Annotated in this window: 22 protein-coding genes and 1 riboswitch; of the genes, 7 read left to right on the forward strand and 15 right to left on the reverse strand. The window is 37.4% G+C overall.

The genetic code is table 11. The features are described 5' to 3' along the window. Positions 1 to 11: 11 nt before the first annotated feature. The 5 genes from AB1279_RS19955 to AB1279_RS19975 form a co-directional block, all read right to left on the reverse strand. A complete protein-coding gene (locus AB1279_RS19955; RefSeq protein ID WP_429760607.1) occupies positions 12 to 416 on the reverse strand; it encodes a DUF350 domain-containing protein in 405 nt (134 codons plus the stop codon). A gap of 109 nt (positions 417 to 525) precedes the next feature. After that, positions 526 to 1,191 carry a PspA/IM30 family protein gene (locus AB1279_RS19960; RefSeq protein WP_429751983.1) on the reverse strand — a complete coding sequence of 222 codons (666 nt, stop codon included), beginning with the start codon at positions 1,189 to 1,191 and terminating at the stop codon, positions 526 to 528. Positions 1,192 to 1,363: 172 nt separating this feature from the next. Then, complete coding sequence (locus AB1279_RS19965) at positions 1,364 to 2,923, reverse strand: fatty acid--CoA ligase (RefSeq protein WP_429760609.1); 1,560 nt, start codon at positions 2,921 to 2,923, stop codon at positions 1,364 to 1,366. A gap of 142 nt (positions 2,924 to 3,065) precedes the next feature. Continuing rightward, positions 3,066 to 4,556, reverse strand: a complete 1,491-nt coding sequence (locus AB1279_RS19970; protein ID WP_429760611.1) for a coproporphyrinogen III oxidase — start codon at positions 4,554 to 4,556, stop codon at positions 3,066 to 3,068. Between the two features lie 172 nt (positions 4,557 to 4,728). Continuing rightward, positions 4,729 to 5,601: a Cof-type HAD-IIB family hydrolase gene (locus tag AB1279_RS19975; RefSeq protein ID WP_429760612.1), complete on the reverse strand. Its 873-nt coding sequence runs from the start codon at positions 5,599 to 5,601 to the stop codon at positions 4,729 to 4,731. Between the two features lie 166 nt (positions 5,602 to 5,767). Here AB1279_RS19975 and AB1279_RS19980 point away from each other — a divergent pair, with 166 nt between their 5' ends. Both AB1279_RS19980 and AB1279_RS19985 read left to right on the forward strand, forming a co-directional pair. Then, on the forward strand, positions 5,768 to 6,313 hold the full coding sequence (locus AB1279_RS19980) for an NADPH-dependent FMN reductase (protein ID WP_429760614.1): 546 nt from the start codon (positions 5,768 to 5,770) through the stop codon (positions 6,311 to 6,313). Positions 6,314 to 6,386: 73 nt separating this feature from the next. Next, positions 6,387 to 7,001 (forward strand): DNA-3-methyladenine glycosylase, encoded by a 615-nt coding sequence (locus AB1279_RS19985; RefSeq protein WP_429760615.1) that lies wholly within the window; start codon positions 6,387 to 6,389, stop codon positions 6,999 to 7,001. Positions 7,002 to 7,045: 44 nt separating this feature from the next. On the opposite strand, the gene AB1279_RS19990 is transcribed toward AB1279_RS19985, so the two are convergent. Beyond that, positions 7,046 to 7,396: a YlbF family regulator gene (locus AB1279_RS19990; RefSeq protein ID WP_429751995.1), complete on the reverse strand. Its 351-nt coding sequence runs from the start codon at positions 7,394 to 7,396 to the stop codon at positions 7,046 to 7,048. A gap of 291 nt (positions 7,397 to 7,687) precedes the next feature. On the opposite strand from AB1279_RS19990, the gene AB1279_RS19995 reads away from it, so the two are divergent. Then, positions 7,688 to 8,755, forward strand: a complete 1,068-nt coding sequence (locus AB1279_RS19995) for a YheC/YheD family protein (RefSeq protein ID WP_429760616.1) — start codon at positions 7,688 to 7,690, stop codon at positions 8,753 to 8,755. A 75-nt stretch (positions 8,756 to 8,830) separates the two neighbouring features. On the opposite strand, the gene AB1279_RS20000 is transcribed toward AB1279_RS19995, so the two are convergent. Continuing rightward, positions 8,831 to 9,076 (reverse strand): hypothetical protein, encoded by a 246-nt coding sequence (locus AB1279_RS20000; protein WP_336483360.1) that lies wholly within the window; start codon positions 9,074 to 9,076, stop codon positions 8,831 to 8,833. 53 nt (positions 9,077 to 9,129) lie between these two features. After that, the gene (locus AB1279_RS20005; protein WP_230575247.1) at positions 9,130 to 9,324 is read right to left on the reverse strand and encodes an alpha/beta-type small acid-soluble spore protein; all 195 of its coding nucleotides are present in this window, start codon (positions 9,322 to 9,324) and stop codon (positions 9,130 to 9,132) included. Positions 9,325 to 9,576: 252 nt separating this feature from the next. On the opposite strand from AB1279_RS20005, the gene AB1279_RS20010 reads away from it, so the two are divergent. Beyond that, positions 9,577 to 9,777 (forward strand): small, acid-soluble spore protein, alpha/beta type, encoded by a 201-nt coding sequence (locus tag AB1279_RS20010; protein WP_377885095.1) that lies wholly within the window; start codon positions 9,577 to 9,579, stop codon positions 9,775 to 9,777. A gap of 49 nt (positions 9,778 to 9,826) precedes the next feature. Here the strand turns inward: AB1279_RS20010 and AB1279_RS20015 are convergent, their stop codons facing one another. The 6 genes from AB1279_RS20015 to AB1279_RS20040 form a co-directional block, all read right to left on the reverse strand. After that, on the reverse strand, positions 9,827 to 10,561 hold the full coding sequence (locus AB1279_RS20015; protein ID WP_429760618.1) for an amino acid ABC transporter ATP-binding protein: 735 nt from the start codon (positions 10,559 to 10,561) through the stop codon (positions 9,827 to 9,829). Between the two features lie 27 nt (positions 10,562 to 10,588). After that, entirely contained in the window at positions 10,589 to 11,290 is a 702-nt protein-coding gene (locus AB1279_RS20020) for an amino acid ABC transporter permease (RefSeq protein ID WP_429754368.1), read from the reverse strand. Continuing rightward, on the reverse strand, positions 11,277 to 12,083 hold the full coding sequence (locus AB1279_RS20025) for an amino acid ABC transporter substrate-binding protein (protein WP_429752002.1): 807 nt from the start codon (positions 12,081 to 12,083) through the stop codon (positions 11,277 to 11,279). The genes AB1279_RS20020 and AB1279_RS20025 overlap by 14 nt, the downstream gene beginning before the upstream one ends. A gap of 286 nt (positions 12,084 to 12,369) precedes the next feature. After that, positions 12,370 to 12,801, reverse strand: a complete 432-nt coding sequence (locus AB1279_RS20030) for a hypothetical protein (protein WP_429760619.1) — start codon at positions 12,799 to 12,801, stop codon at positions 12,370 to 12,372. Between the two features lie 5 nt (positions 12,802 to 12,806). Continuing rightward, complete coding sequence (locus AB1279_RS20035) at positions 12,807 to 14,807, reverse strand: ABC transporter ATP-binding protein (RefSeq protein WP_429760621.1); 2,001 nt, start codon at positions 14,805 to 14,807, stop codon at positions 12,807 to 12,809. Beyond that, complete coding sequence (locus tag AB1279_RS20040) at positions 14,804 to 16,558, reverse strand: ABC transporter ATP-binding protein (protein ID WP_429760622.1); 1,755 nt, start codon at positions 16,556 to 16,558, stop codon at positions 14,804 to 14,806. The genes AB1279_RS20035 and AB1279_RS20040 overlap by 4 nt, the downstream gene beginning before the upstream one ends. 657 nt (positions 16,559 to 17,215) lie before the next feature. Here AB1279_RS20040 and AB1279_RS20045 point away from each other — a divergent pair. After that, positions 17,216 to 17,395: a hypothetical protein gene (locus AB1279_RS20045; RefSeq protein ID WP_429760623.1), complete on the forward strand. Its 180-nt coding sequence runs from the start codon at positions 17,216 to 17,218 to the stop codon at positions 17,393 to 17,395. A gap of 393 nt (positions 17,396 to 17,788) precedes the next feature. Further along, positions 17,789 to 17,968 carry a hypothetical protein gene (locus tag AB1279_RS20050; RefSeq protein WP_429752009.1) on the forward strand — a complete coding sequence of 60 codons (180 nt, stop codon included), beginning with the start codon at positions 17,789 to 17,791 and terminating at the stop codon, positions 17,966 to 17,968. A 62-nt stretch (positions 17,969 to 18,030) separates the two neighbouring features. On the opposite strand, the gene AB1279_RS20055 is transcribed toward AB1279_RS20050, so the two are convergent. Beyond that, entirely contained in the window at positions 18,031 to 18,408 is a 378-nt protein-coding gene (locus AB1279_RS20055; RefSeq protein WP_429760624.1) for a hypothetical protein, read from the reverse strand. A gap of 288 nt (positions 18,409 to 18,696) precedes the next feature. Further along, a riboswitch (Lysine riboswitch) is annotated at positions 18,697 to 18,876 on the forward strand. Positions 18,877 to 19,006: 130 nt separating this feature from the next. Here AB1279_RS20055 and AB1279_RS20060 point away from each other — a divergent pair. Continuing rightward, positions 19,007 to 20,425 carry an amino acid permease gene (locus tag AB1279_RS20060; RefSeq protein ID WP_429752012.1) on the forward strand — a complete coding sequence of 473 codons (1,419 nt, stop codon included), beginning with the start codon at positions 19,007 to 19,009 and terminating at the stop codon, positions 20,423 to 20,425. Positions 20,426 to 20,485 lie beyond the last annotated feature (60 nt).

Here is a 20,485-nt window from a genome sequence, read left to right on the forward strand (position 1 = left end):
TCCGCTTCTTATTATAGACACGCCGCTAAAATGAGAGCACCAACGATATGCAATGAACCTGCTACAAGCGCATGAGCAACTTTTCCTTGCACAGTCCCCTCCTCCAAATCTAAGCCGGCTACCTTCTTCAAAATGAGTTCTACAAACATTTCTAAAATAAATAAAATAACAAAAGAAACAACAGAGGCCAATAACGCTTGCCATAAATCGTTTGATTTTATGATTGACTGTGACAAAATATATCCTTGTGCAAAAAACTTCATAATAAAGCGGGTCGTTACAGCAACATTTCCTTTTTTTATCTCGGCTAAATCTTTATATTTAGTAAAGATCGAATCTATCCACATGAGCACAAATAAAAGAATAGCACTTGAGAGCGTCCATACGAACATTGCCGCAATATTCATCCATGTCATTACAAATCCTCCCTTACCCCTTTTAAGTAAAAATAGAGAACCGACATCATCTACTCTTGACGACATGCCGGTTCTTCACATACATTTTCTATAGTGTCTTCTCGTTCAATTATTTCTCGTACTGCTTCATAATACGAGCTAACTCATCTTCTACCTGCTTATCTTTATTCATATTCGCAAACTCTTCATCTAACGACTTTTCTTTTTTGTATATTTCACCGCTTGCTTCTGCTTCCGCTTCCAGTTGAAGAGCTTTTTCCTCCATACGGCTTAAACCTGCTTTTGCTGTATTGGAATCAAATCCAGACATCGCCTTATTAATATTCTTTTGCGCCTTCGCTGCGTTCACCCTTGCAACAAGTGTTTCACGTTTGTTCTTTAACTCCGTCAATTGCTTACGCATCTCTTCTAATTTTGCACGAAGATTATCAGCTGCCAGCTTATTTTGTTCATAACTCGTTTTATACTCATTCATTTTTTGTTCTGCAGTTTTCTTTTCCTCTAAAGCACGGCGCGCAAGATCAATATTATTTGCTTGTACAGCCATATGTGCTTGTTCCTCACGCTTCGTTACGAGTGCAGATTGTTCTTCATATAATAATTTAAACTTTTTCTCAAGTGCAATTTGAGCAGCTACACTCTTCTCCGCTTCCTCTACATCTTCTTGCATATCACGTAAATATTGATCTGTCATCTTAACTGGATCTTCAGCTTTTTCAATTAATGCATATACATTTGACATCGTTAAATCGCGCAATCTTTTAAACATAGACATAAAAAAATTCCTCCTATAAATGAAATAACAATTCAAATTCAATTGTAGACAACACAAAACGTAAATATTACCACAAAGTAAGAATATTCACATTTTCCAAATTATGTGTTTATTATAACAAACTCAACAGGAAAAGCACAGTTTCAAAATGAAACTGTGCTTTCATTTTATACTACGATTTCTTCGCTTCCTTCAAAGATTCACGCAGTACAAACTTCTGCAATTTTCCGCTCGCATTACGCGGAAGTTCGTTCGCAAATACGTAATGACGAGGGCGTTTATAATCGGCTAATTCATCACTTTCCTTACAATAACGATCTAACTCCTCAGCTGTTAATGACTCGTCTTTCTTCACAACTACCGCTACTACACGTTCTCCCCATAATTCATCTGGTTCGCCGAGTACAGCAACATCTAAAATACCATCATGGCTGTGCAAGAAGTCTTCAATTTCACGCGGATAAACGTTCACACCCCCGCTAATGACCATATCGTCAACACGATCTGCCACGTATAAATAACCATCTTTATCAAAATAGCCAAGATCACCGGAGTGATACCAGCCTTTATACATTACTTTTTTAGTTGCTTCTTCGCGGTTATGGTATCTAGCCATCATAGTTGGTCCGCGTAAAATGATTTCTCCAACTTCGTAAGGCTGAAGGACATCGTCTGGTTCTGATGGTTCATCTTCATTTGACCTCACGATGCGCACTTCATGACTAAAGCAAGGTGTCCCCGCTGATCCTGCTTTTGTAAGTTGATCTTCTTCTACAAGAAATGCAACAACAGGTCCAAATTCTGTCATCCCGTAAATTTGCACAAGATCGATATAAAGACGTTCTTTACATTCTTTCACAAGCGCCGGCGCCATGGCCGCTCCGCCGTAAACCCCTATCTTCATTGAAGTTAAATCGTATTTTGTTACATCTTCTTGCAGCAGCATGTTCCACATTGTCGGTGCTGCAAAGAACGTTGTAATTTTTTCTTCTTGAATTGTTTCTAACACTGTTTTCGTATCAAAATGGTGTAAAATAACGTTTTTCCCGCCAACTTGAATGCGCGGCAGAAAACCAGCGTTTAATTCACCGCAGTGATATAGCGGTGCTACACTTAATCCGACGCTATCACGTGTATATTTTATATAATACGTACAAATCATACTATGCTCAGCCATGTCCCGATGGCGATGCAGCACGCCTTTTGGATTCCCAGTCGTACCGCTCGTATATAGCATAGAACAATAGTCCATTTCGTCAACTTCAATGTCAATTGGTTCTGCCTTCGCTTCATTTACTTTTTCATGATAAGAAGCAGCATAAGACGGCACATCATCTTCAATGTACCAAAATGAAGTATGCGGAAAATCACGTTCAATCATAGAAATTGTTGATTCAACTTCTTTTTCAAACACAACAACTTTAGAGGAAGCATCTTGCAATATGTAGGAAACTTCTTTTGCTTTTAAACGGAAATTGATCGGATTAAAGATTGCGCCAATCTTTGTACAAGCTAAGTAAACTGTTACAAATTCATGTGAATTATATAAGTAAACGGAAACGCGGTCCCCTTTTCTTACCCCTTCTGCAAGTAGTGCGTGTGCAGTTTTATTCACCATATTATCCCACTGTTTATATGTCCAGCGAATGTTCTTTGCAGCTTCTACTAACGCTTCTTTTTGTGGATATTTTTGCACAGCTAGATCAAAAATTCTGCCAATCGTCATATACATGTCGCATTTTCCCCCTTTAAAGTTTTCATAATTTTATGATTTCGTTCACATTTAGACATCTCCTGCTAATTTTTACTTCCTTTTTCTGATCATTCTCGACAGCGTTTTACATAAAAAAAGAAACCGCCAAACTGGCAGCTTCTTATCCGAATAACTCTTGTAAAATTTTAAGTTTATCTTCTGTATACTTTATATAGCCATCATTATATGATTTTGGATCTTTCGGGTTGGCAAAGTGCGTAATAGCACCTGTCTTTGGATGAACAAATTTACTTGATGCACCGCAGCCAAGACCGATAATAGACTGCACTTCTTCCATAATCACAATGTTATAAATGCTTTCTTGACTTGGCATTGCATAACCAACGTTCTCCAAGTTACCTAAAATATTCTTTTGACGATATAAATAATACGGTACGTAATTATGCTCTTTCGTCCACTCTTCTGCTTCATGCATCATTGCTGTAATCTCTTCACGGCCTGCCACTTTATATTTGCGCTTATTTTGCGTCATTTCAGAAGCACGCTTAAAGGATAATGTATGCACCGTTAACGATTCTGGCATAAGCTTTTCTGTTTCATCTAATGTATGCTTAAAGATGTCTATTCCTTCACCTGGAAGACCGATAATTAGATCCATATTAATATTGTTCATACCCATTTCGCGAGCAAGATGGTATTTTTCAATTGTTTCTTCTACTGTATGGTGACGTCCAATTGCTTTTAGTGTTTCTTGATGGTACGACTGCGGATTAATACTAATTCGGTCGATATTCCATTTATTTAGCACCTCTAACTTCTCTGGTGTAATTGTATCTGGACGTCCTGCTTCTACTGTTACTTCACGAACTTGTTTCACATCTGGGAACGACTCATACATTTCTTCATACAGCATGTCCATTTCTTCTGCTGTAATACTTGTTGGCGTACCGCCGCCATAGTAAATTGTCGTTACTTTCACGCCTTTTTCTTTTAAAAACTTTCCGATTTCACGAACTTCATAATGTAAGCCGCCTAAGAATGAATCGACAGATCCTTGGCGTCCATTAATCGCATAAGCCGGGAATGTACAGTATGCACATTTTGTTGGACAAAACGGAATTCCAATATAAATACTTACTTCTTCTTTTAAACGATATAGATCTGGCACAACAGCGAGTTGGCAATCCACAATACGTTGCATAAGCTCAATTTTCTCATCATGAATTAAATAACTTTCACGAAGTTCGTCATGCGCTGCCTCTTTTGTCATACCGCTTTGTAACATTTTATGAAGAAGCTTCGTTGGGCGCACACCCGTTAAAATCCCCCATTTTTGCTCCACACCTGTTAACTGCTGAAGAACAGACAGATATACATAAGAGACAACGTGCTTCACTTGCTTCATACGTTCCTTTTCTTCCGTAAAGGACGATAAATCTTTAGAAAACGTCTCTTCATACACGTTTCCTGTCTCAACTTCTGTTAAACGTGCAGAAGCTGTTACATTTCCTTCTATATTTATATCAACAATGATATTTGCATTTTCTTTTTCAAATGCTACCGTACTTTCTTCAAAAAATAAGCCGCTAATATTTTGCAGCGGACGTAAAAAACGATCATCTTGTAACGTTTTAATTGAAATTAACAACAATCATCACCTTTTCTATTTTCAAGCTTCCTTTAGTTTACTTGAAGGCTGATAGTAGGTCAACAAAGAACTATTGGGGATGAGGCTTCTAATTTTTAGAAGCAAATATCCTAAGTTTTTGATGAAATTTTACCATCAGCCTAAAAAACCTCAGGCATTTACCTGAGGTTTTTACTTACCATTTCTTCATTTGTATATGATTGTTCAAGAACTTAATTGGAAACTGCTTTCGAAAATGTTCTTTAATCATATATTGCACACCATTATCATGATTTGAACGCGTAATCCAATCGGCTGCTTTCTTTAAAGCAACCGGAGCATTCCCCATTGCCACTCCTAATCCAACGCTTTCGATAACGTCTAAATCTTCCAAACTATCTCCAATTGCTACCATTTCCTTTAATTCAATGTCAAGATGCTCACCCAATAATTGCAATCCACGTAATTTCGAGACATGAAGCGGTAATATTTCAATTTGTTCTTTCCCGCATTCTACCAAATGGACATTTTCAAATGATTTTTTTAAGGTTGTGAGCGCACGCTGCTTTTCACTTTGACTCGCAAATGTAACATCAATTTTCGGTGCAGCTACCGGCTGGTCACGAAGTGTATCACCGAGTGAATCTACAAATTGAACCGGGTAAAATAGCGGATCAGAAGTTGATAAGACTGTCCGCGCAATTAAATTTGGCGTATGTTGATGCCGATTTCCAATCGAAAATCTTTCATGAGAAATGCGAATGTTACATTCAAAATGCTCGAGTACCTGCACAATATTAAATGTCACTTCTTCTGATAATCGTTTTTGAATTAACGGTTTATCTAATGAAGATGAAATAAATGCACCGCTATGCGTCACTAATATAGAATTTAATTTTAATGATTTTGCTATTTTATGAGCGGATTGAAAATTTCGGTTCGTAAACAGCGTAACATATACACCTTTTCTCTTTACAAATTCAATCGCTTCACGCGTTCCTTTTTGTAATTTCCCATTTGGAAGTAAGAGTGTTCCATCTATATTAAGAGCTAATAAACGATAAATCATGATGAAGTACCTCCTCTTCTTAGCTGCACTTTTCTATTATTAACTTATGAGACGATGCTGTTAATTAGAACGAGTTAGAATCCAGATAATACGTTTACGATAAAATCGTTCAATATTTTTGATTTCTTTCTAGTTAAGGGAGTATTCTGTTTGTAGAGGTGATGATATGGGTAACTGCAAAAAGATAATAGCTATTTCTGGAAGTATTCGAAAAGGTTCCTCCAACACCAATGTATTAAAAACTTTAGCAGCGTTTATTCCCGAAAATATTGATTATAATATTTATAACGGAATACAAGAACTTCCTCATTTTAATCCAGATATTGATCGCATTCAGGCACCAACTGTTGTTGAAGATTTTCGAAAGACGCTAGCTGAAGCGCATGCACTCATTATCTGTACACCAGAGTACGCAAAAAGTGTACCAGGAGTTTTGAAAAATGCATTAGAATGGCTTGTCTCATCAGCTGAACTTTACAAAAAACCAGTGGCTGTTATAACAGCTTCTCCATCAATTACCGGCGGAGACAAGGCACATGAATCTTTACTACTTACACTCGGTATGTTGGATGTTACTATTGTTCAAAATGGATCCGTTCTCATTTCATCTGTCGGAACTAAATTTAATAAGGATGCTACAGTCACAGATGAACAAACAAAGCAAGACCTTATTTCTCTCATTCATGGTATACTGCAAGAATTACATGATTGATTTATTAAAAGCAGCATCCATACAAAAGGATGCTGCTTTACTCATTTAAAGTCTTACGAAAGGAATTTGCTAAATGAAATGGCCACTTTCTTGGTATGAAGGCGATACATTAGACGTTGCAAAGCGATTGCTTGGACATAAACTCGTTCACGTTGTTAACGGAGTAAAGCGAGGCGGAATCATTGTAGAGGTAGAAGCATATAAAGGGCCTGATGATAAAGCCGCACATAGCTATGGCGGCCGCCGCACAGAACGAACAGACATTATGTTTAGTACTCCTGGTCATGCTTATGTATATCTTATTTATGGCATGTATCACTGCTTTAATGTTATTACGGCACCAGAAGGTATACCGCAAGGAGTGTTAATTCGAGCATTAGAGCCCGTAGAAGGTATAGAAGATATGAAGCAAGCAAGATACGGGAAAACAGATATTACAAAATCGCAGTTCAAAAACTTAACAAATGGACCTGGCAAGTTATGCAAAGCAATGGGAATTACGTTAGAGCAAAAAGGATTGCTGCTTACGAGTGATGAGTTATATGTTGAACGGGTTACCGAAGACCATCACCTTTCTCAAACATACAACATTACTGCCGGTCCCCGCATTAATATTGATTACGCAGAAGAAGCAGTGCACTATCCGTGGCGTTTTTACTTTCAAGGTCATCCGTTTGTTTCGAAATGAAAAAGGCACTTCCTCGCTTACGAGAAAGTGCCTTTTTCTTATGATTACATGTATGTGTTATATAAGTCTTCAAGCGGCTTCATGATGATTTTATTTAAATCACCAATTAAGACATTTAGACGTTGCTCTGCTTGCATTAAGTTTGTGATTTTTACATTTTGCTGTACGAATGCTACAACTTCTTGCGCCTTTTGATTATCTTCGTCTGTTAATTGCTCACCTTGCATCATTTTTTGCTGAAGTTCCATTTGCATCATACGGAAACGATCAAATAATTGTTTCGCCTCTGCATCTGCTTGTACTTCTGCATAGCTTACTTTTAATGCTTGAAAATCTGGATTTTCTGTAATTGCTTTTTGTAATTCATAAGCAGCATCATGCATGTTTTTTGCCATCTTATATATCCTCCTTGCAATGTGATATAATATCACACTGTTTATATGTTTTTCAGTCCTTACATACTCTTCTTACGATATCAGACTATGTATGATATGTGAAGTAAATTCACTTTATGACATTGTAATTCATATATACATCCCCTTCATTATAACTGCTCTACAATGCTCCAACTAGCCCACTATAAAAAATACTGCTCATTATATTCGATGCAGTTGGTATAAGACACATTTCTTTGAATATTACTCAATTAAACACATGTTTTTTGCCATATAAAAGGAGGTTTTTTTATGGTTCTCGGAATATTAACATCGCGTTTTCATCACGAGCGAGAATACTACACAGAAATTGCAAAACGTGCACGCTCCTATCATATTGTCGTTGTACAGTTTACTCCCTTTAGCATCGACCCGCAAACAGAGCTTGTTAACGGACTTCTCTTTGATACCGAAAAACAGGATTGGATAGAGCAGCAATTCATGATTCCATCTCGTATATACAATCGATGCTCATACAAAGATGAAAAAAATGTTAAAAAGGCACTCCCTATCATACATTGGCTTCAAAGCCGCCCAGAATCAATATTTTTAAATGATGAGCTTCCAAATGATGCAAATATGTATGAAATTCTTACAAAAAACAACCAACTCGTACCGTATATACCTGCAATAAAACAAGCAAGTAAAACAACAACGTTACAGCTATTACAAACAAAAAAAGATGTGATTATAAAGCCATTGCATTCACTTTCAAAGCAAAATATGTACCACATTTTTTATCGAAATCGCACATTTCATGTTACTGCATTAGAACGAAATCGCTTTCCAACAAAAAAATTCCCAACAAAAGATACATTTTTACCTTGGTTACAATCGTTACTTCAAACAGGTGATTATACAGTACAGCCTATATTACCTCACTCCACATCTCCTGTTCATATTCGCTCTATTTTACAAAAAAATAAAGCAGGTACATGGGAAGAACTAGAAAAAGTCATTCAAATAGACAACGCACCTTACTCTTTCTTATTTCCCCTTACAGAGCAAACGAAGTTTACTGCATTTAAAAATTGGCAACATCACCTATCAAAAATTGACTTTGCATTCTTACAGGATGGTCTACACACTATTACGAAAGAAACGCCTCGAGTTTTAGAAAATACTTTTTCTCATCTTTTTGAATTAGAGCTCTCTATTGTAATAGATGCAAGTGGTGCCGTTTGGTTATACCACATAGATGCAAAACCTACTTATACAGCCTTTATTCGGCATAATATCGATGCTGCTGAAAAAATATACACAGCACCTCTTCGTTATTATCAATCATTACTTTCCTTCAAAGAGAAACAGGAACTGTAAGATGAAGATGAAATAGGTTATAGAAACTTTCTGTATTACAAAAAATCCGTCTCAACTTCTTACTGAGACGGATTTTCATATAAGCTGTACAGTTACTTCTGTTTGCTTTTCACATGTAGGACAATATAAAAGATGAAGGCAATATTGCTGCGAATCATGCGCGGATAATCCATCGACTTTTTCTAAAAGTTCTTGCTCCATATAAGCACTATATGGACCAATATAATCGACTGTTTTTCCATAATCTTGGAGTATACTCGTACAAGTAGGACAAGTATAAGCTTTATATTCTAATGCATTACAAAGCGGACATATCGCCATTTTGATTCCTCCAAAAAAGGGACGGTATTCCCGTCCCCTATAGCCATTTTGATTTATTTTTGGAAACCACCTAAATGTTGCTCTGCATAAGACACAAGGCGTTTTGTAATTTCACCGCCAACAGATCCGTTTGCGCGTGCAGTTGAATCTGGTCCAAGTTGTACGCCAAACTCAGTTGCGATTTCATACTTCATTTGATCTAAAGCAGCTTGTGCACCAGGAACTGCAAGACTATTGTTTCTAGCCATGTTATATCACCTCCTTGTATTGGTGTATTCATAGTATGTAAAAGCGAATTATTTCTATGCAAACAGGACATTTGTAATTTTTGGCATTATTTAATTTTACAAATTTTACAAACTAACATTCCGCATATCTTTCTACGTATCATCCATACTATGATTACAATCACTCCACACGATGGATTAGCGCCAAATGGGGCGATTCTGGTTCAACTCCAGCTAATCCAACCAAAACTCACACTAAGGAGGACATTTCCTATGACAAACCAAAGTTCTAATCAATTAGTAGTACCTGGTGCAACTGCTGCAATCGACCAAATGAAATACGAGATTGCAACTGAATTTGGAGTAACATTAGGTGCTGATGCAACAGCTCGTGCAAATGGTTCAGTAGGTGGAGAAATTACAAAGCGTTTAGTAGCAATGGCTGAACAAAGCCTTGGCGGATTTCAAAAATAAATAGATATGGCAAAAAGGTCTCAAGCATCGCTTGAGACCTTTCTATTTTCTACTGCAGCATTTGTAAAAATCTCTTTGTCCGTTCTTCTTTCGGATGTACTAACACTTCTTCTGGTGTGCCTTGTTCCACAATCACACCACCATCCATAAAAATAACACGATTCGCAATTTGATGAGCAAAACGCATCTCATGCGTGACAATTACCATCGTCATTCCTTCCTGCGCAAGTTCTCTCATTACTTTTAGTACTTCTTGCACAAGTTCAGGATCGAGCGCTGATGTCGGTTCATCAAATAAAATCACTTGTGGCTCCATCGCAAGCGCGCGTGCAATCCCTACGCGCTGCTGTTGTCCACCTGAAAGCTGAAATGGATATAAATCCATCTTATCACCGAGTCCAACTTTTCTCAGAAAATACTCCGCTTTTTCTTTTGCCTTCTCTTTTGAAACTTTCTTAACGGTTACAAGGCCTTCCATCACATTTTCACGTGCTGTAAAATGCGGGAATAAATTGTGATGCTGAAACACCATACCTGTTTGCGTGCGCAGCTCTACAATACCCTGCTTCGTCACCTTTTTCGAAAAATCGAGTGTTTCATCACCGATACGAATTACACCGCTATTAGGGGTTTCTAATACGTTTAGACAACGAAGGAATGTTGTCTTACCAGAACCAGAAGGTCCAATAATAACAACAACTTCACCTTTTTCTACTTCCATATCAATATGCTTTAGGACAGTATTATCACCGAAACTTTTTTGTAAATGTTGAATTGAAATCATATAAACCAAAACTCCTTTTAACAAGGATTATTTTAAAGTATAACGCTCTGTTCGTTTTTCAAGAATTTGCTGCACAATAGATAATAAGAAGCAAATTACCCAATACATGAGTCCCGCTTCTGTATAAACAACTAAGAATTCATAGTTTGTCGCTGCAATTTCCTGCGCTTTCCGAAACATTTCTGTTACTAAAATCATTGACGCCAGCGATGTGTCTTTAATCAAACTAATAAATGTATTGGAAAGAGGCGGAATCGAAACGCGTGTTGCCTGCGGTAGAATAACACGGCGCAGCGCTTGCGGGTACGACATACCAATGGTATATGCAGCTTCCCATTGCCCTTTCGGAATCGATAAAATAGCAGCGCGAATAATTTCTGAAGCGTACGCTCCGACACTTAACGAGAAACCAATGATCGCTGCTGGAAAGGAATTAATTGTAATCCCAATTGTCGGAAGTCCATAAAAAATAATAAATAACTGAACAAGGAGCGGTGTACCGCGAATAATAGATACATAGATGCGTGCAATCCATTCTAATACGCGATTTCCAGAAATGCGGCATAGTGCTGTTAACGTCGCTAACACTAAACCAATTGCAAATGAAATCAACGTCAGCGGTATCGTATCAGAAATAGCACCCTTCAGCATAGGCATGAAGGATGCTTTTGTTATATCAACCCAAACAGATAACCGATCTAAATCAAATATAGCATTACTTAGATACATCTTCACCAAACCATTTCTTCGAAATTTTGTCGTAAGTGCCGTCTTTTTTCATATCATCTAACGCTTTATTTACTTCAGCAACAAGTTTATCGCTGCCTTTACGGAACATCAATCCGCTTTGTGATGCTTCTTTTTCTGTATCAACAATTTTTACTGCTGCATCTGGTTTTGTTTTTAAGTAGTTTAATACAGATAAACGATCATTAATTGTCAAATCAACACGACCAGATTTTAATAATTCAACCGCTTGGTTAAAGCCTTCTACACCAACGATTTCCGCACCATTTTTCTTCGCAATGTCAGTAAAGTTACTTGTTAAAGATTGTGCTGCTTTTAAACCTTTTACATCTGCGAATTTCGCTGGTTTGTCTTTATCTTTCGGAATGACAAGTACTGCTGAAGAAGATACGTATGGTTTAGAGAAATCATATTTCTTTTGACGATCATCGCGAATCCCAACTTCGTTTGCAATCATGTCAACACGCTTTGCGTCAAGCGAAGCAAATAAGCTATCCCATTGTGTTTCTTTAAATACCGGTTTCACGCCAAGGCGTTTTGCTACTTCTTCTGCAATCTCAACATCAAACCCTGTTAACTTTCCACTTGCATCATGGAATGTGAACGGCGGATATGTACCTTCTGTTCCAACTACAATCTCTCCGCTCTTTTTAATTTGATCAAGCGCATCTGTTTTAGTGCCTTGCGCTGTATTATCTTTTGCTTGTTTTCCGCAACCTGCTACAACTCCCACAACCAATAGTGCAAGTACGAAAAATGAAAGTAATTTTTTCATAACGACAGTCCTCCAAGTATTCTGATAGGAATTTAAGAACAATATTGATTATTGTATTCAATCTCGCAATATTTTTCAATCAAAATGTTTTCACTTAGTGTATCCTTTTCGTTCAAAATCAAACAATTATATAAATACATGTAGAAATTAAATTTTATTTAAAGTTCCAGCGGCCCAACTTCTCTTGTGTCGAACATCACCGAAAGGTCTTTATCCCGCTATTCGCGGGCAGTAAAGGATGGCGAAGATCAGGGAAGAAAAACGCCCGATTGGTGAGAGCTTTCCATCAGTGAAAAAACGTCACTGATGGAAGTTTCACTTTATATTCTGTCGAAGCACCGATAAATTTCTCACTTTCGCCGATATATTGACGGACACGTAAAAAAAGAACTTGCCAAGGCGGCAAGTTCCTCAAGAATCTAATACACAATATCCAATCATTCCACATAGTAACAAAAAGAATGCGATGTTGAATGTAACTGATAATTCCTCCATCATATATTCCCCCTTTATCCCGCATTAACGGGCAGTAATCCATATAACCTATAAGCATTGAATGAGGGATAACTGCCCGTAAACGCCCGATTGGTTCAACTAACCAGCAGTGGGGAAACCCTCCCACTGCTGGAAGTTTCACTTTATCCCAAAATATCATGTAGACAAAGGAAGAATACGTCGTACTTGTAAACATTGTTTTAAAATTTTCTGAACATTCCATGAACGTTACGCACTTTGACTACCTGCAATTTGCGTTTTATACATTTCATAATAACGGCCTTTCTTTGCCATCAACTCTTCATGTGAACCCTTTTCAAGAATCATTCCGCGATCCAGTACGATAATTTGATCGGCACTTTTAATTGTTGATAACCGATGGGCAATAATAAATGTCGTGCGCCCTTTTTTCACGACTTCGAGCGCCTGTTGAATCATTGCTTCTGTTTCTGTATCAATGCTGGATGTTGCTTCATCCAAAATTAAAATTGCTGGATCAAATGCAAGTGCACGTGCAAAGGAAATAAGCTGCCTCTCACCAGTTGAAAACGTACTTCCTTTTTCCGCTACTTCCTCCCCGATATTATTTGCAAAACGTTCCGCTCCAATATCACGCAGCGCCTTCATAATCTGTTCCTTCGAAATTTGTTCTTGCTCTAAACTTACATTTGAAGCTACCGTTCCTGTAAATAGGAATGGATCTTGCAGTACAATTCCCATATGCTCGCGAAGCGCCTGTTTTGAGATAGCCTTTATATCATATCCATCAATCGTGATGTTCCCTTTTTGAAATTCGTAAAATTGAAAGAGTACATTCATAATCGAGCTTTTCCCTGATCCTGTATGCCCGACTAACGCAACCGTTTCTCCTTGCTTCGCTTCAAAAGAAATGTTTCGCAGAACTTCATCTTTCCCGTTATAAGAAAACGAAACGTTATCAAACCGAACATTTCCTCGTAAACGCGGGATGTGCTCTTCCTTTACTTTTTCTCCCTTTTCATCTAACAATTCAAACACACGCTCTGCAGCCACGCGTGCTTGCTCTAAATTTGCTAACTGATTCACCATATTGGTAATTGGTGAAAATAATCGTGTTAAATAATCAACGAACGCATATAGCACACCTAATGAAATTACCCCCGCTGCACTTAATGATGCGCCGCCAAAGTACCAAATCACAGCTGTAAACGCAATGTTGCGGAGCACACCAACTAAGTTGTGAGACGTTGCTGCATTTAAACTCAAAATTTTATTTTGATACATATAATACTCTTCATTTAGCTGTTCAAATTCCTGTTTTACCGCACGTTCTTGACGAAACGCTTGAATAACAGGCATTCCTTGAATGGATTCATTGACCGTTCCATTAATATCTGATAAACGTGAGCGCATTTTATGATTGTACACAGACGCATACTTGCGGTAGAAAATCGCCCACACACATAAAATCGGAATAAGGATTAAACACATGAGCGCAAGCTTCACATCTAATAAGAATAGGGCAATGAAGATACCAATAATGTAAATAAAGCTAGAAAAGAATGTCGATAGTACTGTTACGTACATCTCTCGAATTGCCTCCGTATCATTTGTCACACGAGAAACAACTTTTCCTGCTGGTAAATGATCAAAATAACGAATCGGCAATGTTTGAATATGAGAAAATACGTCCTCTCGCATAATTTGAATAATTTTATTCGCTGCTTTTTGTAAATAAAATTGTTTGCCGTATGCAAAGAGAGAGACAACAAGTAAAAGCACTAAATATCCGCTTCCGAGTAAAAATAGTCGTTTTATTTCTGGCTGATAAAACGAGAAAACTTCCTTACCTGTAAGCTTAGCCCCTTTATATACTTGCGTTGCTTTCCCTTTCTGAATTGTAATCATATTCCCTTTCACTGAACGTGCTCCATCAAATGCAATTTTGTTAGGAATGAAATAATAATCACTGCCAATTTGAACAATATGAACTTCTTTTCCTTTCTGTTCTCCTGCTTTAAACCGATCGCTTCGCTTATACCAAGCACCGTTATAAAAAACAGTATCGTCTCCTTTTATCGTTTCATGCCAAGGCTTTTCAATCCCAACGATATGTTCATCAATCATCGTTTTTGCAACAAACGGACCAGCTAATTCAGCAATAACGAAAATAAATAACATTGCTAAAGCCACTCCAATCGTTGCTTTTACTTTCATTGCATATTGAAATAATCGTTTTCCAACGCTCATATTTTCACCTCGCCTTCTACGATTTCCCCTTGTTGTCTTTCAAATTGCTCTGTATACCAACCGCCCTGTTGAATAAGCATGTCATGCGTTCCTTCTTCAATGATTTCCCCATTATCCATTACAAGAATCCAATCAGCATGCTCTACAGCGGATAAACGATGCGTCGTAATGATTGTTGTTTTATCACTGCGTTCTTTTCGAATATTTTCAATAATTGCAGCTTCTGTTCTTGCATCAACAGCTGATAATGAATCGTCTAAAATTAAAATTTCTGGATTTTGAATGACTGCTCGTGCAATAGAAATACGTTGTTTTTGTCCCCCTGATAGTGATACACCTTTTTCTCCAACAAGTGTTTCTAATCCATCCGGCAAAAATTCTAAGTCTTTCTTGAAAGCAGCAATTTCAATTGCCTTTTGCAGCTCTTCTTCACTTGCTTCTCGGTTTCCAAATAAAATGTTTTCCCGTGCTGTTTTCGAAAAAAGGATGTGTTCTTGCGGGACATATCCAACCCAGCTTAATACATAATCAATGTGTATATTTTGAAGCGATGCACCGGATACTGTAATTTCACCTGTTCCTAGTGGATACTGGCGAAGAAACTGCCGAACGAGCGTTGTTTTTCCACTTCCTGTTTTCCCAACAATCCCAAGTGTCTCCCCTCTATTCAACGAAAACGAAACGTTTTTCAAATTCAATGTAGGAGATGTTGGATACGAAAAGGATACATCTTCAAAATCAATGCAGTCTGGTTGATGCACACGCAATGGTTTCTTGATATTTTTTACGTCTTGTTTATATGCCAACGTTTCGTTTACACGATCAAGTGAAGCATTCCCGCGCTGCATCACGTTAATCAGCTCCCCAATTGCAAACATCGGCCAAATCATCATGCCAAGGTACACGTTAAACGATACAAGTTCCCCAATCGTTACCTCGTTTTGAAATACTAAAAACGCTCCGTACACAAGCCCGATTAAATAACTCATTCCAACAAGCATTTTCACTGTCGGTTGAAACAGTGAATCAATTTTTGCGACTTTCATATTTTTTGCATACACATCTGTTGCTAACGTATGAAATCGCTTCTCATCTTCTTTTTCCTGTACATAAGCGCGAATGACACGTACACCGGCAATCGACTCCAGCACTTTATCGTTCATATCTCCAAATGCATCTTGTGCAACTGTAAAGCGCTCGTGTAATTTCTTTCCATAAGCACTCACTGCATACGCCATAATCGGAAGCGGCAATAAAGCAGCGAATGTTAACTTCCAACTAATCGAAAACCCCATCATAAGCACAATTGTGAGCATATATAAACTCGAATCAACGAGCGTTAAAATACCAAATCCAGCTGTCATGGCAATAGCTTTCAAGTCGTTCGTTGCTCTTGCCATTAAATCACCAGTGCGATTCCTTTGATAAAAAGTTGGCGTCATCTTCAGCAAATGCCCCATAAATTTGGAACGCATCGTTTTTTCAAGCACAAATGCACCGCCAAATAAATGATATTGCCACACATAAGAAAGTACATAACCCACAGTTGCTGCACCAAGTAACATCCCTACATACTTCATAATCCCCGCGTTTGTTAAATCTCCGGCTTTTATATCATCAATTGCCAATCCAATTAACTTTGGCGGAATAATCTCGACCACATTGACAAGAAGTAAACAAACAATGGCAATGCTATACCTTTTCCAATGCGTCTTAAAAAACCACGTTAATTTTTGTAATACAGAAAACAATATAACCTCTCCCTTCTCGTTGTTGTGTAAACATAGGCTTGTTATCCACTATCCAGCGTCACCGTTTTTACCATTCGCACTCCATACTTTTCCATCGTCATTCCTTCCTTTCTCAAATTGATTTATTTATTGAAACTATACAAATGTATAGAAACAATCTAAAAAAAGAGACAAAAAAAGCATACCGTCGCTTTGACGATATGCGAAAAACGCATAAAAGCGTACGTCACGACACACGCAACGTACGCTTTCCTTTTCAACTAAAAAGAAGCGTTATTTGTCCGTAGAGGTTGCGTGATGATATTTATTGTTTTCACTGCGTAAAACACCTGATCCAGTCATATTTACAATTACAATCATCACGCACACCTCCTTCTTCTTTTATTTTCCATTTTTAATTGTATAACTTTAAAGACTTTTCTGTCAATTATTTTTTCATTTTTATGGAAAAACAAAATGAGACTTCCATCAGTAGTAGTCTTACTACCTACGAATAGCGGAATTAAATTTAATGTAACGCTATAAAGGTAAGTAGAAAATATCTCTATTTACCTTTATATTTTACAAAAATGGTTGCTAGCACTACATTTCTCTCACACACGCTCTCTATCTTTTTCATATATATATATTAGCTTCTGAAAGAGAGGTGGTGGTCACATGGCAACATTAAACGGCTTAACAGAAGGCGACAAAATCCGCGTTTTTTCAGCAGGACGTGAAATCGATGGTCAAGGTGTTTTCCTTCGCTTCGAAGGCAACTTCCTAGTCTGGGTGGACAACCGCGCTAATATCAATGTTACAAATTTAAGTGCAATTAACATTAGTAAAATTTCCTAATTACCTATAAAGAAAATATTCTAAATTCTTTTCACTAAAAGAAGACGAGTCTATGTCAAAAGAGGTTATATAAAACCTTTTTGAATAGGCTCTTTTTTATAATACGTTTTACACTTTTTATATGACTAATGGTTACATACAAAACATTAACCATAACAAATGGCTCTGTTCAGATTAGTGGACGCATAAGGTATTCGTAAAAATCTTGAATCTATGACACGTGAGAAAATAACAGTATTGAATTTAATGTAACTCTATAAAGGTGAGTAAAAAATAATTTCTACTCACCTCTATATTTTATAAAAATAGTTGCTAGTACTACATTTCTCTCGCACACACTCTCTATCATTTTCATATATATATATTAGCTTCCGATAGAGAGGTGGTGGTCACATGGCAACATTAAACGGCTTAACAGAAGGCGACAAAATCCGCGTTTTCTCAGCAGGACGTGAAATCGATGGTCGAGGTGTTTTCATTCGCTTCGAAGGCAACTTCTTAATCTGGGTGGACAACCGCGCTAATATCAATGTTACAAGTTTAGATACAATTAGCATTAGTAGAGTATGCTAATCACTCATAAAGTGTTCTAACTCCTAGGACAAAAAAGCAAAGTCTATTTCAAAAAGAGTTATTTAAACCTTTTTTTGAATAGACTCTTTTTTTATAATATTTTTTACACTTTTTATATGACTAATGGTTAGATCATAATCAACGTTAACCCAATATAACCATTCGCTTGTACACTCAATAAAGATCCCCTCTGTACGTGTCTCCCCATCAAATACTTCTATCTTATCTCCTAATGAAAAAATAGGCGGCAATGCACTTGCACTCTTTTCTTTTTTTTTACTTACATTCTTTTGTGTATCATAGAGTAGTCTCATACATCGTTCTAAAGAAGCTGCGAGCTCTTCATTTTGCTTTTTTAACTTCTCTATTGTATCTGTCTCCTGGTGCCTATGAATCTCCTTCCCACATATAAAGCAGTTTCTCTTAAACCAGCTCTCCATCCGCTATCCCTCTTTATTCCGCTATTGGCGGGCAGTAAAACTTCCACCAAAGTTTTAAGGAAATAAAGCTAGCCATCAGTAAAGTACGAAAAAAACTTACTAATGACAGCTTTGCTTTATACCTCATTTCATATACATATTATATGTTGCGAAGCCTTAAGTTGTTTCATTATCGTGAACATACCTATTCTCATAATAATCTGATTATGTTTATTTGCATTGACGAATAAAAAGCCATTTGTTACCCTTGATTATGTTAACTTTATACATAAATCCTCATTCGTATCTCGGTGAGGTAGAGGTTGCAATTATTAATAGTATGATTTAGAAGATGTGTGGCATCGCTGAACAAATCAGAAAGGAATGATTGCCGAAGTAAGAAGTATCCACAGTACTTTCTTGCTGGGACTGCATTGAATAAGTGCAGGACTGTCACGGGCTTTTTGCTTGTGGAGAGCTATCAAGAGATATGTCCGTGGGTTTCTTAATAAGATTGAAAAACGCGTGAACATACGCGTTTTTTTGTTTTGTTTGGAACTTCAAACACATACATATCTCCGCGCTTGATTTGGTTATACTAATTTTGGAGGTAGTTTTTATGCAACAAAAAAAATGGGGCTTTTGGGTACTCACTGCATTTGTAGTTGGAAATATGGTTGGGGCTGGTATTTTCATGGTTCCAAGTACATTGGCACAAACAGCTAGCCCTCTTGGTGTTACATTAGCTTGGTTAACAACAGGATTTGGCGTATTAATGCTAGCTCTTGTTTTCGGTAATTTAGCGATTCGTCGTCCTGATTTAACAACAGGTCCGCAAAGTCATGCCTATGCGCTCTTTTCTTCACAAAAAACAAAAAAAATGGCAGGATTTAGCATCGTATGGGGCTACTGGGTTGCAAACTGGGCAAGCAACGTAGCCATCATTACATCATTTGCTGGTTATTTATCACTCTTTTTCCCAATTATGAAAGATACTCACATATTGTTTTCAATTGGAACTTTCGACATTGAAGTTGGAAAATTGATTACGTTCTCCATTTGTACCATTTTATTATGGGGTACACATATGATTTTGGCGAACGGTATAAGCGGTGCTGGTAAATTAAACTTTTTAGCAACAACAACGAAAATAACAGGATTCCTTCTTTTCATCATTGTGACATTATTTGCATTCCAAGCTTCTAAACTGGGGCAATGGTATACACCAATTATTGATAAAGAAGGTATTTCACACGGATTACTATCACAAGTAAACTTAGCAGCATTAACAACACTTTGGGCCTTTATCGGCATTGAGTCAGCTGTATTATTATCCAATCGTGCTGTTTCACCAAAAACGGTAAAACGTGCTACTGTTACTGGTTTATTATTAACAGTTTGTATTTATTTAGGGATTACGATTTTAACAATGGGTGTTCTTCATATAGATAAGCTACAAGCATCTGAACGACCATTAGCGGATGCATTAACTGCAGTAATGGGACATAACGGCGGAAAATTAATGGCGCTGCTTGCACTTACTTCTTTATTTGGATCCATTCTTGGATGGATTTTATTAAGCTCAGAAGTACCATATCAAGCAGCAAAAGAAGGATTCTTTCCATCCTTCTTCACAAAAACCAATAAAAAAGGAAGCCCGATTCATTCGCTTCGTTTAACAAATATTATGTCGCAAGTGTTCCTATTCTCAACACTATCCGGGACAATTGCGCAGGCGTATACATTTGTTATTACCGTTTCAACACTTGCCTATTTAATCCCATACCTCGTTTCTCCAATCTTCCAGCTGAAGCTTGTTGTGACAGGTGAAACATACGAAAAACAAAAAGGTGCTCGTATAACGGACGGAATCATTGCCGCTATTGCTCTTATTTATGCATTATGGGTTATTAAAACTGGCTCTGCTGATATGAAAACATTCCTCCTTGGCATTGGATTATTTATAGTTGGCTTTGCTTTCTATCCATTAATGAAACGTGACGAGAAAAAAGATAAACAAGACGAGCAAGTTGCCTAATAAAAGGTAACTTGCTTTTTTATTCCGCTATTCGCGGGTAGCAAGAAGAACACAATCCTG

It is taken from the genome of Bacillus sp. S14(2024), assembly GCF_050473785.1.
Classification (GTDB): Bacteria; Bacillota; Bacilli; order Bacillales; family Bacillaceae_G; genus Bacillus_A; species Bacillus_A yunxiaonensis.